The organism is Terrirubrum flagellatum (genome assembly GCF_022059845.1).
Lineage (GTDB): Bacteria > Pseudomonadota > Alphaproteobacteria > Rhizobiales > Beijerinckiaceae > Terrirubrum > Terrirubrum flagellatum.
In genome coordinates, this window is record NZ_CP091851.1 from 4,955,625 (window position 1) to 4,971,036 (window position 15,412).

General features: G+C 64.5%; 13 protein-coding genes. 3 read left to right on the forward strand and 10 right to left on the reverse strand.

All coding sequences use genetic code 11. The features are described 5' to 3' along the window. Positions 1–356: 356 nt before the first annotated feature. From fdxA to L8F45_RS24155, 5 genes are all read right to left on the reverse strand, one after another. Positions 357–695 carry a ferredoxin FdxA gene (gene fdxA, locus L8F45_RS24135; RefSeq protein ID WP_342360375.1) on the reverse strand — a complete coding sequence of 113 codons (339 nt, stop codon included), beginning with the start codon at positions 693–695 and terminating at the stop codon, positions 357–359. A gap of 181 nt (positions 696–876) precedes the next feature. Then, the gene (locus L8F45_RS24140; protein WP_342360376.1) at positions 877–1,233 is read right to left on the reverse strand and encodes an RNA-binding S4 domain-containing protein; all 357 of its coding nucleotides are present in this window, start codon (positions 1,231–1,233) and stop codon (positions 877–879) included. Between the two features lie 16 nt (positions 1,234–1,249). Further along, complete coding sequence (locus tag L8F45_RS24145; RefSeq protein WP_342360377.1) at positions 1,250–4,582, reverse strand: helicase-related protein; 3,333 nt, start codon at positions 4,580–4,582, stop codon at positions 1,250–1,252. 506 nt (positions 4,583–5,088) lie between these two features. Next, positions 5,089–6,798, reverse strand: a complete 1,710-nt coding sequence (locus tag L8F45_RS24150) for a hypothetical protein (RefSeq protein WP_342360378.1) — start codon at positions 6,796–6,798, stop codon at positions 5,089–5,091. Positions 6,799–6,886: 88 nt separating this feature from the next. After that, positions 6,887–7,726 (reverse strand): DUF3108 domain-containing protein, encoded by an 840-nt coding sequence (locus L8F45_RS24155; protein ID WP_342360379.1) that lies wholly within the window; start codon positions 7,724–7,726, stop codon positions 6,887–6,889. Between the two features lie 203 nt (positions 7,727–7,929). On the opposite strand from L8F45_RS24155, the gene L8F45_RS24160 reads away from it, so the two are divergent. After that, on the forward strand, positions 7,930–8,499 hold the full coding sequence (locus L8F45_RS24160; RefSeq protein WP_342360380.1) for a VUT family protein: 570 nt from the start codon (positions 7,930–7,932) through the stop codon (positions 8,497–8,499). A gap of 130 nt (positions 8,500–8,629) precedes the next feature. Next, positions 8,630–8,923: a 50S ribosomal protein L28 gene (gene rpmB, locus L8F45_RS24165; protein ID WP_342360381.1), complete on the forward strand. Its 294-nt coding sequence runs from the start codon at positions 8,630–8,632 to the stop codon at positions 8,921–8,923. A 58-nt stretch (positions 8,924–8,981) separates the two neighbouring features. Here rpmB and L8F45_RS24170 read toward each other — a convergent pair whose 3' ends face one another. From L8F45_RS24170 to L8F45_RS24185, 4 genes are all read right to left on the reverse strand, one after another. Further along, positions 8,982–10,031: an esterase-like activity of phytase family protein gene (locus L8F45_RS24170; RefSeq protein WP_342360382.1), complete on the reverse strand. Its 1,050-nt coding sequence runs from the start codon at positions 10,029–10,031 to the stop codon at positions 8,982–8,984. Further along, positions 10,028–11,926, reverse strand: a complete 1,899-nt coding sequence (gene cobT, locus L8F45_RS24175) for a cobaltochelatase subunit CobT (protein WP_342360383.1) — start codon at positions 11,924–11,926, stop codon at positions 10,028–10,030. The genes L8F45_RS24170 and cobT overlap by 4 nt, the downstream gene beginning before the upstream one ends. A 17-nt stretch (positions 11,927–11,943) precedes the next feature. Then, complete coding sequence (cobS, locus tag L8F45_RS24180; protein WP_342360384.1) at positions 11,944–12,933, reverse strand: cobaltochelatase subunit CobS; 990 nt, start codon at positions 12,931–12,933, stop codon at positions 11,944–11,946. Positions 12,934–13,119: 186 nt separating this feature from the next. Next, positions 13,120–13,746 carry a J domain-containing protein gene (locus L8F45_RS24185; protein ID WP_342360385.1) on the reverse strand — a complete coding sequence of 209 codons (627 nt, stop codon included), beginning with the start codon at positions 13,744–13,746 and terminating at the stop codon, positions 13,120–13,122. A 160-nt stretch (positions 13,747–13,906) separates the two neighbouring features. On the opposite strand from L8F45_RS24185, the gene L8F45_RS24190 reads away from it, so the two are divergent. Beyond that, the gene (locus L8F45_RS24190; protein WP_342360386.1) at positions 13,907–14,173 is read left to right on the forward strand and encodes a BolA family protein; all 267 of its coding nucleotides are present in this window, start codon (positions 13,907–13,909) and stop codon (positions 14,171–14,173) included. On the opposite strand, the gene L8F45_RS24195 is transcribed toward L8F45_RS24190, so the two are convergent. After that, the gene (locus tag L8F45_RS24195) at positions 14,174–15,379 is read right to left on the reverse strand and encodes an MFS transporter (RefSeq protein ID WP_342360387.1); all 1,206 of its coding nucleotides are present in this window, start codon (positions 15,377–15,379) and stop codon (positions 14,174–14,176) included. Positions 15,380–15,412 lie beyond the last annotated feature (33 nt).

Consider the following 15,412-nt stretch of genomic DNA (forward strand, 5'->3'; position numbering starts at 1 on the left):
TGTTGTTCGACTCCCGAACGATGCGACAAAAGACCAACGCCTTTCCGGAGGGCCGGAAATGCATCAATCAGCAGCGAGAATTACCGTCCAAGCATTCCGGCCGACATGAGCCCGAATGAGCAAGATGTCTGTTTTGGGGGTCCCTGCTGGGAGCTGCTTCGCTGGTTGGAGCCGCTGAAGTGCGGACGGATCGACTGCGGAAAAACACCTATCACGAAAACCGTGGAAAATCAACGAATTTGCGCAGCGCCGCGTCGTTCCGCCCGCGCGCCTTCACTCAACGTTAACGCAAACGGCTTATTACGGACAATTCCGGGCCCGGAACGATCTCGCCCTTCGACAGCTTCGCCGCTTCCTCAGTCGCCCTGTCCCGGCTTGTCCGAGAAGTGGGCGTCGAACTTGCCGGGCTTGCCGTCGAACTCCTTGGCGTCTTCCGGCGCGTCGCGCTTGATCGTGATGTTCGGCCAGTTCTTGGCGTAATTCGCGTTCAGCTCCAGCCACTTGTCGAGCCCGCTCTCGGTGTCCGGCTTGATCGCCTCGGCCGGGCATTCCGGCTCGCAGACGCCGCAATCGATGCATTCGTCAGGATGAATGACGAGCATGTTCTCGCCTTCATAGAAGCAGTCGACAGGGCAGACCTCGACGCAATCCATATACTTGCACTTGATGCAATTCTCGGTGACGACATAGGTCATCGCTGTCTCCGCGCGCGGCCGCGCCCTTTACTTGCAGGCGCGGTACTGTATGCGGCGGCTCGTCGCAAGCGCGCCGAAGGCCGCGCCAGCGAAAGAGAAGGCCGCTTCACTTCGCATTCGCCGCATAACGCAAATGTTCTAATCGTAGACCGTTCCGGAGATGGACCTTCGCTTTCGTCTGTCATTTGGGCCGAAGGAGCCGGTCCATCGCCCGCCGTTCCGCCGCCGGGATTCCATCAGGCTCGCCGACGGATGCCGCCGGCCGCTCGAAACGGACGGGCGGCGGCGACAAATCCTCATAAAGGGTTCTTGCCTCCATGGGCGGGCCGCGGCGTTCGCCGGCTGCGATGAATTTCCAGACCAGAACTCGTTCTGGCAGCGTAACGGTAACAACGTCGCCGGACTTCAGAAGCTTCGCCGGCGTTTCAATCCGAGCGCCGTTCACCCGAACACGACCCTCTGAAACCGCGACTGCGGCAAGAGAGCGCGTCTTCAGCGCGCGCGCATGCCACAGCCATTTGTCGAGACGCAGGGTCAACGCCTCGCGCTCCGCATCACGCGCCGTCCTTGCCCTCAAGCCGCGCCTTCAACGCAGCCAGCTTGGCGAAAGGCGAATCCGGATCGGGCTGCTTGTCGCGCGGCGGCCTCTGTGGTTGCTCGAAGCGCGGGCGATCGCGCCGCTCGTCGCGGCGATCATCGCGCCGCGGCGGCTTGCCGTCGAACCGGCGTTGCTCGCCGCCGGGTCTCCCGTGGGGAGGCCTCGGGCCACGGTCCCTCTGTTGCTCAGGCGCGCCCTGCTCGCGACCGCCTTCGGCCGCTTCGCGGCGCTCCTGCGGCCGACGGTCCTGGCGGGGGAACGGCCGGCGCTGATCGCCGCCGGGCCGGCCGGCCTCGCCTTCGGCCGGTTGTTGCCCCGGCGCGCCATGCGGGCGGCGTCCCTGGAAGCGCCTGTTGTCACGGCCTTCACGCGGCGGGCGATGATGATGGTCGCGATGGACGCGACCCATGCGCCAGACTTCGATGAGCTCGGGTTCCGCAGGCGGAGCTGCTTCGGTCGCCGGCTCGGCGGCCTCGACGGACGCGGTCGGCGCTTCCTCCGGGGCGGCCGCCTCGGCGACAGCGGTCTCGGTCGAAACTTCCGCGGCAGGCGCCGCCTCGACGGCCGGCTGTTCGTCTGTCGCTGCAGGCGTCTCTTGCGTGGCGGAAATCTCGGCTTCGACGCTCGGCGCGACCTCGATCGACGCTGCGTCGGGCGCAGCTTCCGGCTCAGCGGTCGTCGTGATTTCCGAGACGTCCGCCGCAACGGCGTCAGCGCTCGGCGCTTGCTCCGCCACTTCCGCAGCAGGCGCTTCAATAGATACCTCTGCCTCCGGCGCGCGGATCGGCGCGGTCGGCGCGGGCAGGATGATGGGACGCGTGATGGCGGGGCCCGGGCGCTTGTCGGCGAGATAGCCGAGCCCGCGTAGGATCGATGCGAAATCCTCGCCGGAGCAGCCGGTCAGCGAGGTCATGGCGCCGGTGACGACAAAGCCTTCGCCGTCGGCGGTGCCGGCTGGCGGCGTGCCGATCGTTTCACCAGGGCGATAGGCGATCGCCGGACGAATGAGATCGGCGAGGCGTTCGAGAATATCGACGCGCACGGCGCGCTCGCCGCAGACGCGAAAGCCGGCGGCGCGATAGAGATCGCGCGGGATCTCCTTGTCGACGGCGATCGAGGTGCGTCCGGACGAAGCGAGTCGCGGCACCTCATCGACGCCCCTGGTTTCAGGCCCGCCATGTTTCAGCGACCAGAGCTGCGCCGCGAGCGCGCGCGGCGCCGGCTTCACGAGCAAAGGCAGATAAAGATGATAGGCGCCGAAGCGCACTCCGAGTTTGCGCAGCGCGCCGCGCGCCTCCTGATCGAGCGACTTCACATCCTGCGCGACGCGAGCGCGATCGAGCACGCCAAGCGCTTCGCCAATCTGGAACGCGATGCCGCGGCCGATTCCCGTCAACCCCTCGCCGTCCTCAAGCGTCTGCAGTGGGCCAAGATGCTTCTTGATGTGCGCGGCGATGAAAAGATCGATGCGGTTCTGCACATTGTCGCGCGCCGCGCCGGTGAGCTGCTCGTCGGCGAGCAGGCGCACAACGGGCGCAAGCACGCGCTCCCCGGCGCCGAGCCGCGCGACGGCCTCGCCGTTCCAGCGAATCGCGCCGTCGCTTGCGAGAACGAACTGCTCGTCGGGCGCCGCAGCAAGCTTCTCCGCGCGCTTCTCGATTTCGCCGGCGAGCGCCTTTGCGGCGGCGGCGCGCAGCGCGCGCGCCTGCTCGGCGTCAGCCTGCGCATCGGCGACGAATTGAAATCCATGCAATTGACCAACATGCTGACCTTCGACGCTGACGTCGCCGGACCCGTTGATTTCCGCTTCGAGCATTGCGTTCTCTCTCAGGCGCCGCATCAGGACGCTGGTGCGGCGGTCGACGAAACGCTGCGCGAGACGTTCGTGCAGGGCGTCTGACAGGCGGTCCTCTATCGCACGCGTCACGCCCTGCCAATGCTGGGGGTCGGCCAGCCAGTCGGGCCTGTTGGCGACGAAGGTCCAACTCCGCACCTGGGCGATGCGCGCCGACAATGTGTCGATGTCGCCATCCGTGCGATCGACCAATTTCAACTGACGCTCGAACCAATCGTCCGATACGCGCCCGTCGCGCATCAGCGCGCGATAGAGCGTCGTCACCAGTTCCGCGTGCGCGCTGGGAGAGACCTTGCGGTAGTCAGGAACCTGGCAGACGTCCCAGAGGATTTCGACATTCGCGGCGTTCGTCGCGTAGTTGCGCGAATCCTCGTCGCGCGCGGCGGCTTCAAGCGCGAGCACGTCGTCGGCCGCAGGCGCGCGCGTCAATCCGCCTTCGCGCGGCACGACCGCGAGCGATTCGAGCAATGCGGCGAGCGACGAGAAATCGAGCCGCGGATTGCGCCATTGCAACATGCGGATCGGATCGAAACGATGATCCTCGAGCGCCTCGACAAGTTCGGGCTCGAACGGATCGCAACGGCCAGTCGAACCGAATGTGCCGTCGCGCATATGGCGCCCAGCGCGTCCGGCGATCTGGCCAAATTCCGCCGGCGTCAATCGCCGGAAGCCGAAGCCGTCGAATTTCCGATCGGAGGAAAAAGCGACGTGATCGACATCGAGATTGAGCCCCATGCCGATCGCGTCGGTGGCGACGAGGTAATCGACGTCGCCTGATTGAAACAGCTCGACCTGCGCATTGCGCGTGCGCGGCGACAACGCGCCGAGCACGACCGCGGCGCCGCCACGCTGGCGCCGGATCAGCTCTGCGATTTCGTAGACGTTCTCGACCGAGAAGGCGACGATCGCCGAGCGCGGCGGCAATCGCGTCAATTTCTTCTCGCCTGCGAAAGTCAGCTTCGAAAGCCGCGGCCGCGACACGATATTCACGCCCGGCAGCAGCGTTTCGATCAACGGCTTCATGGTCGAAGCGCCGATGAGCAGCGTCTCGCCGCGGCCGCGCATGTTGAGCAGGCGATCGGTGAAGACATGGCCGCGATCGAAATTTGCGGCCAACTGGATTTCGTCGACGGCGAGGAACGAGGTCTCGACATCGCGCGGCATCGCCTCGACGGTCGCGACCCAGTAGCGCGCATTCGCTGGCTTGATCTTCTCCTCGCCCGTGATGAGGGCGACGGCGTCGGCGCCGGCGCGCTCCACGACGCGGCCATAGACCTCGCGCGCCAGGAGGCGCAGCGGCAGGCCGATCATGCCGGTCTCGTGGCCCAGCATGCGTTCGATGGCGAGATGGGTCTTGCCGGTGTTGGTGGGGCCGAGCACGGCCGTCACATTGCGGGCGCGCTCACGGGCCGTGAGTTCAGGACGTTGGGGCATCGGTCGGGGAAGGGGAGCGAGGCTCCTTCTAGCACGCCCGCTGGCGGCGCACAGCCCTTGCCACGCGTCGCCAGCGGCGACCCGGAATGAGGCGTCACGAGCCGGCGAAATTCATGCTGTGAACGGGAGAAGAACGAAACGGGGGAGAATCGGTTTGCGGGACGCTGAGTCGGATTGGCAAGCGCTAGGAATAGCGGGCCGCCCCCGGCGGGGCGCCACCTCTAGGGTTATCGGCGCGAAGGGCAATTCACATTGCCATTCATGGAGATTAACGCCGCGTTCGCGCGGCTGGTGAACGCTTCCTTCCGGCTTTTCGGAACGGAGTTCGCCGTTTTGGCAAGGTTGGGGACGGGGCGAGAACAGGCCGCGCACGAATCGAGCATGGGAGATTCGCGGGGAAGGGCATCCGCGCGCGCAAGCAGACCGCAGCTTTGGCTGGAGACAGGGTAAACGAATTCGAAATCAGATTGAACGAGGGGCTGTTTTCGCGCCGCCCGAGCCGAGGCTCAAATTCCTATCGGGAAATTTTTGAGCAACCCCATGTGATCGAGATAACGCCAGAAGCGGCTTATGAGTTCATCGATGCCCTCAAAGTCGGGGGAGGCGAACATGCAGATTTCGCGATCGACGTTGTTCATCGGTCGGCGCTCGAAATCGTCGTCACGCAGTCGACGATCATAGATCCTGACCCTTCCGTCCTTGAGATCGTTATGGGCGCTCCATAGCGGCGCTGACGTGTCGTATACGTCTACGCTCATCAAGCTTAGCTGCTCGCGATTGTGGAGGTCCTCCGAGAAGTCGACCCTGACCACAAGATCGTCAGAACCGAAGAGCCAGATGAGATAGTTTCTTTTTGGCGTGTAACCGCTGTAGGCGGGCTTTTCCGGGCGATGCAGGTCGCCGTTTGACCAATGACGGATCACGATCAATCGCTCATTATCGATTCTTTCGACGCGCACATATTCATCATGGTCGATGTGAGCTTGACGAGCGCGTTCCATGCTCATCGGCGCCTCAATGATCTGCCTCTCTGCACGCTTCGTCACGCGACGACCGAAATGAATTTCGTCTGGCGTTTCTGGCGCCTCTGCTATCAGATTAGCAGGCGGTGCGGGCCAGTTGGTCGTAAGAAATAGCGGTTCGTCAGTCTGCTCGCTCCCGTTGGCGTCCGCCAACTCCGTGGGAAAAGGCGAGGGTCGCCAGAACTGTTCTATTTTCAGCGCCTTCACAGCCGCCGCTTCCTGCTCATGAAGTTCGGCGCAAATGATTTTGATGTCGCGGTTGAGCCAATCTTTCCACTTCTTCATTAGCTCAATCCAGTAGCCATTAAATCGCTTTGACTCGATGCCTGCTTCGAGAAGCGCTATGCCGTCGCCCTGGCGGCCGGCAAGGGCAAGAGCGATTGCGCGCAGGCCAATCGCGTCCATGGCGTCCTCGTAGACCTGGGCAAGCAATTCAAACGACGTAATGCGCCCCACTTCGTCAAAGATGTTCGCACCAAGCGCATCCAGAAAAAGCGGCTGGAACAGCGGTTCGTAAACGCGCCAATTTCGCTTGGGATCGTCCCAATATCCTTGGTCAAATCCTCCCTTGTAGAGAGGCTGCAGATAGCGTCGCGTTTGGAAAGCGTACCTGTCTCCGCGCGGTTCGAAAAACACTCCCCGCAGGATATGCCGCACCGGTCTGATGATGAGCATGCGATCGATCAGAACGAGATCATCGCGCCGCTGCAGCAGCGGCTTGAGATAACGTTTCAGATCGGCTTTCGTCGCGCCGGGATGTTTCGCCGTCGCAGCTTTTGTGAGCGTCGCAAGGCTTTGCCTTGCGATCGCGGCCGCCTCGTCCGGCGACTGGAGTTCGCCGCTCTGCTCGTCGAAAACGACGCCTTTCACCAGAGTCGCGAGAGCCGAGGCCATTGCAAAGGCGACGGTCATTTCCGTCTCATCGCCGCCCCATCGAAAACTTGTGATGCGATCGAAGCTCGGAGCCACGGAGTCTCCGGCGATTTCGACGACCTGTTCGCGATCCGTCGTTGAGTCGAACTCCACGCCTGTTTCTTGCCCGCGAAATTTCATCGGCAGATAGCCGCTCTGCTCTTCCAGCGATCCGCTCGATTCAGCGAACGAGAAAGGAAATCCTGCGGCTCTCAGGCCTTTTCTGAGCGCGGTCCGGCTCGGCAGGAGGCCGGCGAAGAGGACATGGATTTCATTCGCCATGCGCCGAGCGTTTCATTCACGCCCGACGCGCATCAACCCATCAATTTATTTGCAGCGGTGCGATAAATTTCTTGAGCGGGGCTCGCCTCTAGCGCGCCGCCGCTCGCGCTGGGATCGCGCCCGTCGTTCCCTGAACCGTGAAGTCCGACGCCTCGATGAGAGCCTGGCCGATCTGCGTCTGCACGGCGATGCGATAGGGGATCAGCACCTTCGGCCCGATCGGCGCGAGCCAGGCCTCCATGTCGCGGTTGTCTTCCATGTATTTCACCGCCTGCCGCGCGGGCCGGTGGCCGGCCTGCGGGACATAGCGGGCGGCGCAGACCAGCACGGGGCCGGAATAGGTCTTCGAGCGCACCTGACGCTGCTCCTTGTAGCTCAGGACCACGTCGAAGCGCGTAGCGCCGTCGAAGATCGGCAAGGTGCGATTGCAGCCGGCGGGATCAAGGGCGCCGTTAGGGCCGGAGGGCGCCGGCATGATCAGCGCGCTGACAGGGTCCATGACGCCATGCTTGTGCGCCTCGGTGACGGGAACGCGGTCAGGCCGCGGATCGAGCGGCGGATTCATCTCCGCCGCCTTCACGTTGCCGCCGGCCATAGCGACGCGAATGGTGCGCGGGCCGTCGCTGCTTTGTGAACTCAATGCGTAGCCGCTGGAAGTCGGCGCGCGAGCGCTGACCGTCCCGGTCGCGGTCGCCTGTCCCGACCCCTTGGTCACGGCGCCGACAAGACCGGTCATCCGCGCCGCAACGTCGATCTTGTAGCGGTCGCCGGCGATGTTGGCGCCGATGTTGGCGCGGCCGATCGGCAGGCCGGCGAGATAGATGCCGTAGCTGGCGCTTAGCGTTTCGGCGACGGCCGCGCCTGAGCAGAGCGCCGCCAACGCGGTCGCGCCCGCCCAAACCGTCAGGGTCTTCATGCCCGTGGCCATCGGCTGACCTCTTCCCCCAAAGCGCGAAAACGCCCTAGCGATGCGATCCGGCGGAACCATGGCGAACAAAGCGTTAATGGAGGATGACTGCAAGATGCCCTGTAGGCAGCGACAGCGCGCCGCGCCCGCGACGGTTGTCATCCCGCCGGGAGGCGCTATCAGCGCGTGCTTCACGCGCCGTTCCGAGAGTTCCGGAGACGAAATTGACTTCCCCGATTGACCAGCGCCGCCACGCCGAAGGGTTCGCGTTCCTTGCGGCCTTCGCCGCCTGCGTTCCCGCAGCCAACTGGCTGATCGGCCATGTTGGGACGGTTTGCGTCCCCAATGGTCCCTGCCTGATCCCGGTCGCGCCTGGCGTCAGCGCGCCGAGCGGCGTGCTGATGGTCGGGCTGGCGCTGGTGCTGCGCGATCTCGTCCAGCGGCGGCTCGGCGTTCTCTGGGGCGCCGGCGCGATCTTCGTCGGCGCGGCGCTGTCGGCCACCTTTGCGGCCCCTTCACTGGTGCTGGCGTCGACGGCCGCGTTCCTGATCTCGGAGTTCGCCGATATGGCCGTCTACACCCCCCTCCAGCGGCGCGGACTGGTCCTGGCTGCCCTCGCCTCCAGCGTGGTCGGGCTTGCGGTCGACAGCGTCGCCTTCCTCTGGATGGCCTTTGGCAGCCTCGATTTCCTGGCCGGGCAGATTCTGGGCAAGGCTTGGATGGTCATCCTGTCGCTCCCGGTGCTGGCCTGGCTGCGGAATCGCGACCTCAGGCTCGGGCTTGCCCCGGCCTGACGAGATTGATGCGCCGGCTTGACCTTTTCGGCCGCCTCCCGCATAAGCCCGCGACTTTCGGACACTCCCGGCGGCCGAGACCCTGCGCCACAGCGTGCGCGGAGCGGCTGCCGCATTGAAGGAAATCACCATGTCGCGTCGCTGCGAACTCACCGGCAAGGGCAACCAGACCGGCCACCGCGTGAGCCACTCGAACATCAAGACGAAGCATGTCTTCGTCGCGAACCTGATCAATGTCACGCTGCAGTCGGAGGCGCTGAAGCGCTCGGTCAAGCTGCGCATCTCGGCGAACGCGCTGCGCTCGGTCGAGCATCGCGGCGGCCTCGACGCGTTCCTCGCCAAGGCGAGCAACGACGAGCTGTCGAAGAAGGCGCTGGCTCTCAAGAAGGAGCTCGCCAAGAAGTCGGAAGCCGTCGCGGCTTGAACCGCGCGGAATTTCTGAATTGAACGGGCGCCTTCGGGCGCCCTTTTTATTTGTGTGCTCAGCGACTGCCGATCGTGGGTTCGAGGGCGAGTTCGAACTGCAGCAGCAAGGTCCGCTGCAGGATCGAGAAATTGTCGTCTGATAGAAGCGTGAGGATCGTTTCGCCCTCGCGCGTCACATGCAGGCCGAGCGCCTCCATATTGTCGACCTGATAGCTGAGGTCGGCCTCGATCTGGATCGGACCGTCAAGCAGCGCGCCTGACTTCACCGTTGCGCCATCGATGCGGCGGATACGCATGGCGACGCCCTTGAACGTCTCATAGAAGCGTTCGAGCACCAGTAGATCGCCGTTCGCCAGGAACGTGATGTCGGTCGCGTCGAACCCGTCTTTCAATTGCAGCTCGAACTCGCCCTGACGCGGGCCCGTCAGAATGAACCCCTTCGTCGGCGCGCTGCGCGCGCCCGAGCGTTCGGCGATGGCGACGAGAGCGCCCGCGACAGGCGAGGTTTTCGGCGCGATCGCGAGGCATTCGCAACCGCGATTGTTGGGCAGGGTCTTGAATGTGGGCGGGACCGGCATGAGCTGTCCGCGCGCCTTGAAGCCGTCCTTCGCCCAGTCGAAGCGGAACACGTCATTGACGCGCTCGACGCCGACATAGGCGAAGCCGCGATCGAGACAGAGCGATTCCGTATCCCACCAGCGCGTGTGCCTGACAGGCTTGCCGTCGGAATTGAGGATGGGCGCCAGCACGCAATCGCTCAGCGCAACCGGACGCGCGCCGTCATAGGCGATCTTCGCCTGGAACCAGGAGCCGACATCGCTGACGGCGAGAAAACCTGCGCCGTCCGCATCCATGGCGATGCCCGACAGACCGCCGAATTGCGGATGGCTGGATTTCAGCTCCATGCCGCCGCGAAACACGCAGCGACCGAAACGCGTCAGTGACGAATCGCCGGCCTTGAAATGCGTGATCGGCAAGGCGCGCACATCGATCGAAACGGGCTCCGTCAGCGTGCGCTGCTGCGCCGGCGCCTGGCCGCCGGCGAAAGCGATCAGCCCCGCGCCGAGCGCGGCGCGCCGATCGAGCCAACGCGAAGCCAGCGTCAAGCTGCGCGCCGCTTGCTCTTCACCGGCGCGATCGGCTCGGCGTCCTCGTCGAAGAGTTCGGCCAGCTTGTCGGTCATCACGCCGCCGAGTTCTTCAGCATCGACGATCGTAACCGCGCGCCTGTAATAGCGTGTGACGTCATGGCCGATGCCGATCGCGATCAGTTCGACCGGCGAGCGGTTCTCGATCTCGTCGATGACATGCCTGAGATGCCGTTCGAGATAGTTGCCGGCGTTCACCGACAACGTGGAATCGTCGACCGGCGCGCCGTCCGAGATCATCATCAGGATGCGGCGCTGTTCGGAGCGTCCGAGCAGACGCTTGTGCGCCCAATCCAGCGCCTCGCCGTCGATATTCTCCTTGAGGAGACCTTCGCGCATCATCAGACCGAGATTCTTGCGTGCGCGCCGCCACGGCGAGTCCGCAGATTTGTAGATGATGTGGCGGAGATCGTTGAGACGGCCGGGATTCGGCGGTTTGCCGCCCTGCAGCCAGGCTTCGCGCGATTGTCCGCCCTTCCACGCCTTGGTGGTGAAGCCGAGGATCTCGACCTTCACGCCGCAGCGCTCCAGCGTGCGCGCGAGAATATCGCCGCAGGTCGCCGCGACCGTGATCGGGCGGCCGCGCATCGATCCTGAATTGTCGATCAGCAGCGTGACGACGGTGTCGCGGAAATTCGTGTCCTTCTCGCGCTTGAACGAGAGCGGCTGCTGCGGATCGATGATGATGCGCGGCAAGCGCGCGGGATCGAGCAAACCCTCTTCGAGATCGAACTCCCAGGCGCGGTTCTGCTTCGCCTGAAGGCGGCGCTGCAGACGGTTGGCGAGGCGCGCGACGACGCCCTGCAAATGCGAGAGCTGCTTGTCGAGATAGGCGCGCAGGCGCGTCAACTCCTCGGAATCGCAGAGATCTTCCGCGCCGATTTCCTCGTCGAACTTGGTCGAGTAAGCCTTGTAGTCAGGCGCACGATTTTCGCGCGCGGAGGACTGCGGCGGCCGCCAGGCTTCGGAAGCTTCCTCGGAGTCGGCCTCGTCGGAATCCTCCTCGGATTCGCTCGTGGGGCCTTCGGAGGATTCGCTCGCGCCGTCCTCCATCTCCTCGGCGGCCTCGTCCGAAATCTCGACCTCGGCCTTGTCGCTCTGGCTGTCCTGTTCGCTCTCGCCTTCCTCGTTCTGCTGATCGTCGGACTCGTCGTTGTCCTTGTCGTCGTCGCTGTCGTCGTCCTGCGTCGGCGACATCTCGTCGGCCATGTCGAGCGACACGAGAAGGTCGCGCGCGGCGCGGGCGAAGGCCTTCTGGTCATCGACGGAGAAGGCGAGCTTGGCGAGATCGCGGCCGGCGCGCTCCTCGATCATATCGCGCCAGAGATCGACGATCTTCTGCGCGGCGCGCGGCGGTTTGCGGCCGGTGAGCTTCTCGCGCAGCATCAAGGCTACGGCGTCCTCGACCGGCGCGTCGGCGCGCTCGCGGATGTCCTCGTATTTGCCGCCGCGATGATATTTATCGTCGAGCATCGCGCCGAGATTGTTGGCGACGCCCGCCATGCGCATCGATCCGATGGATTCCACGCGCGCCTGCTCGACCGCATCGAAGACGGCGCGGGCCTGGTCGCCGTCAGGCATATGCCGGCGATGCACGCTCTCGTCGTGGCAGGCGAGGCGTAGCGCCATGGAGTCGGCGTGCCCGCGCAGGATCGCCGCATCATTTGCAGAAAGCTTGCGCGGCGGCTCCGGCAGGCGGGCGCGATGGCCCGTCAAAACCGGCTTATCCGCCGCAAATGTGATCTCCATTTCCGGCTGGCGCGCGATCGCCTTGAGGCAGCTCGCGACCGAGCGCTTGAACGGCTCGGTCGGCGCTTCCTTGGGTTGTCCGGGCTTGCGGTTGGAGATGCTCACAGCGTCCTGCTTAGCAGTCAGGAGAGCGCGACGTTGACCGAACTCTCCGGCAGATCCTTGCCAAACGCGCGCTGATAGAACTCGGCCACCAGGGCGCGCTCGAGTTCGTCGCACTTGTTGAGGAAGGTCACGCGGAACGCAAAGCCGATATCGCCGAAGATGTCGGCGTTTTCGGCCCAGGTGATCACCGTGCGCGGGCTCATCACGGTCGAGAGATCGCCATTGATGAAGGCGTTGCGCGTGAGATCGGCGACGCGCACCATCTTCGAAACGATGTCGCGCCCCTCGGCGGTGCCGCGATAATGCTTCGCCTTGGCGAGCACGATGTCGACTTCCTTGTCGTGCGCGAGATAGTTCAGCACCGTGATCAGCGACCAGCGGTCCATCTGCGCCTGATTGATCTGCTGCGTGCCGTGATAGAGTCCAGAGGTGTCGCCGAGGCCGATCGTATTGGCCGTGGCGAAAAGCCGGAACGAGGGATGAGGGCGGATCACCCGGCTCTGATCGAGCAAAGTCAGGCGGCCCGAGGATTCAAGCACGCGCTGGATGACGAACATCACGTCCGGGCGGCCGGCGTCATACTCGTCGAACACCAGCGCGATGTTGTTCTGGTAGGCCCAAGGCAGAATGCCGTCGCGGAATTCCGTGACCTGCTTGCCGTCCTTCAACACGATCGCGTCCTTGCCGACGAGATCGACGCGGCTGACATGGCTGTCGAGATTGATGCGCACGCACGGCCAGTTGAGGCGCGATGCGACCTGCTCGATATGGGTCGACTTGCCGGTGCCGTGATAGCCGGAGACCATCACGCGGCGATTATGGGCGAAGCCAGCGAGGATGGCGAGAGTGGTGTCTCGGTCGAAAAGATAGTCCGGGTCGAGATCGGGAACATGGTCCTCAGCCCTCGAGTAGGCTGGAACCTCAAGATCGGAATCGATGCCGAACAACTGGCGGACAGACACTTTCATGTCCGGAAGGCCGGGCACGGCGGGAGCGGCGGCAGTCATGGGTCCTCGCAGAAGATCGCGGCGCGGGTCGAGCAAAACCCGTTCCACGGCGTGCGGGCCCAGGCCGGACGGCGGGCCTCACGCATGAACAAGCCTTTCTAGACGAGCCCCCTGTCGCCACGCAAACGCGTCGCGGTGATGGCTGCCATGAAGGACGGTGAAAATATTCCGCGCAGACGACGTTCCCTAGACGAGTTTCGCCGCCTGGAGGGTCTTGTAGGCCCGCAAAACCGCCTGGAGCTGATCCTCGCGGGAGCGGTCGCCGCCATTGGTGTCGGGGTGGAGGCGTTTCACCAGCTCCTTGTAGCGGGCGCGAATCTCTTCCTTCGGCGCGCCGGGCTCGACGCCCAGCGTTTCGTAGGACTTCCGCGCCGCATTGCCGATGGCCGGGCCTTCGTCGATTGGCGCGCGCCGGCGACGAGGGTCGAAGCCGCCGAGCCCGAAGGTCCCGTGCGGATCGTTCCAGACGAAATCTTCCGGCCGCGTGGCGCGGGCGCGACGACGCTCGCGGGCGGGCGCGGCGTTTTGCCCCATGGTCCAGGTCGGGCGATGACCGGTCAGCGCGTCCTTCTGGTAGGCGCTGATCGACTCGTCATCCATGTCCTTGAAATAATTGTAGGTCGAGTTGTAAGCGCGGACATGTTCGAGGCAGAAGCGCCAGAACTGCCCATCGTTGTTGCGTCCTTTCGGCGCGCGGTAGCGGCCGGCGTTGGCGCAGCCCTTATGTTCGCAACGTCGCTCATCCGGTTTCGCGACGGGATCGTCGGCCGGCTTGATGCGGATGCTGTCGAAGAGGGGCGAATTCAGGTTCATCGAAGCGAGAAAATGTCCTCGGCGGGTCGCGACAGACCCGCATCTGGTTTTGCGGTCATGACGAGAGCTTCGCAAGGGCGGCGCCGGCCTTAGCCGACGTCGTCCTCGCGCGTGATTGCTATTATGTGGTGCGCGACGCCGCGCGCCAAGGAGTTGACAGGTGAACAGGCAGAATCGAATCGCCGCGGCCCTTCGCGACGGACTGGCGCCGTCGGCGCTCGAAGTGATCGACGAGTCCCATCAGCATGCGGGCCATGCCGGCGCGCGTCCGGGCGGCGAGACCCATTATCGCGTGCATGTGATCTCCGAGGCCTTCACGGGCAAAAGCCGGGTCGATCGGCATCGGATGGTCAATGCGCTGCTCAAGCCGGAATTCGCTGGCGGGCTGCATGCGCTCGCAATCCACGCGAAGGCGACTGGAGAGTGATCAGGCTGTCGCCGAGCGCAAAGGCTTCGCCGGCGCCAGAGCATAGATCACAAGGCTGAGCGCAAGCGCGGCCGCGAAGACCCAATGCAACTGGGCGAAGGTCGCGGCGGCGCTGTCGCCGCTGCGCCGTCCCGCTTCGACCAGCCAGCCCGACGCGGCCTGAACGACGGCCGCGCCCGAGATGAAAAAGAAATTCATGAAGGTCATGCCGCGCCCGATGAGATGTTCGGGAAAGAAGAGCCGCGCATGCGCCATCAGGATCGCGTAGTTGAAGCCGGCGAATCCGATCGCGGCGAACAGGATCGTCGCCCAGAACCCGGAGCGATGTCCGACGAGCGCAAGCGCGGCGAACAGCAGCGCCATGATCGCCGAACTCCAGAACACGGTCGGCTTCGGTCCGCCCAGATGACGCTCGACCCAGCCGAAGGCGAACGCGCCTGCCGTCATGGTGATCGCCATGAGAAGCGCGGCGTCGCCTTGAGCCGCGCGATCGAGACCGTTCACCTCGCCGAGATAAGGCGCGATCCACAGGCCGCGCGCGGTGACGAGAATGGCGTAGCTGAAGAAAGTCAGCGGCGCGACGAGCCAGAAGACGCGAAGCCGCATCACGCCCTTGAGTCCGCTCCAAAGGCCATCGTCCTTCGACGTTGAGCTTGAGAGACGCGGCGGGTCGCGCACCAGCGCCGCAGCCAGGACGAGCGCGATCCCGAAGAGAACGGCGAGGCCCGTCATGGTCGGCCGCCATCCCCAGACGTCGGCGGCCCGTGACAATGGCGCGGCGCCGAGGAGATTGCCGACCGAGCCGAGACCGATGAACAGCGAACTCAGCAGCGCGAATTTCTCGGGCGCGCCGTCGCGCGCAAAGAGATAGAGCGCCGACATGAAGACGGGCGAGCAGCCGACGCCGATCAGCGCCATGGCGAGAGTGGCGACGGGACCGTTCGGAGCCGCCGCGAACAGAAAGGCGCCGGCGCAGCCGATCGCCATCAGCGCGGTTACGGTTCGACGCGGACCAACGCGATCGAGCGCCCATCCCACCGCGAACTGCATGGTGGCGAAGGCGATGAACCAGGCCGCGCTGACATAGCTGAGCTGAGCAGGGCCGATCGCGAGATCGGCCATCACGCGCTCCGCGATCACGCTCAGGAACGAGCGGTAGAAGATCGAAAGGACGTAAGCGAGGAAGAGGGCGGCGAAGGTGCGCATGTGAAATCGTCGCCGACGCTGCTCAGGAACGCC

Excerpts from the sequence above, each read along its gene's own strand:
- L8F45_RS24195 (WP_342360387.1), bottom strand. The coding sequence starts at position 15,379 with ATGCGCACCTTCGCCGCCCTCTTCCTCGCTTACGTCCTTTCGATCTTC.
- L8F45_RS24155 (WP_342360379.1), bottom strand. The coding sequence starts at position 7,726 with ATGGCCACGGGCATGAAGACCCTGACGGTTTGGGCGGGCGCGACCGCG.
- rpmB (WP_342360381.1), top strand. The coding sequence starts at position 8,630 with ATGTCGCGTCGCTGCGAACTCACCGGCAAGGGCAACCAGACCGGCCAC.
- fdxA (WP_342360375.1), bottom strand. The coding sequence starts at position 695 with ATGACCTATGTCGTCACCGAGAATTGCATCAAGTGCAAGTATATGGAT.
- L8F45_RS24150 (WP_342360378.1), bottom strand. The coding sequence starts at position 6,798 with ATGGCGAATGAAATCCATGTCCTCTTCGCCGGCCTCCTGCCGAGCCGG.
- cobS (WP_342360384.1), bottom strand. The coding sequence starts at position 12,933 with ATGACTGCCGCCGCTCCCGCCGTGCCCGGCCTTCCGGACATGAAAGTG.
- L8F45_RS24185 (WP_342360385.1), bottom strand. The coding sequence starts at position 13,746 with ATGAACCTGAATTCGCCCCTCTTCGACAGCATCCGCATCAAGCCGGCC.
- L8F45_RS24145 (WP_342360377.1), bottom strand. The coding sequence starts at position 4,582 with ATGCCCCAACGTCCTGAACTCACGGCCCGTGAGCGCGCCCGCAATGTG.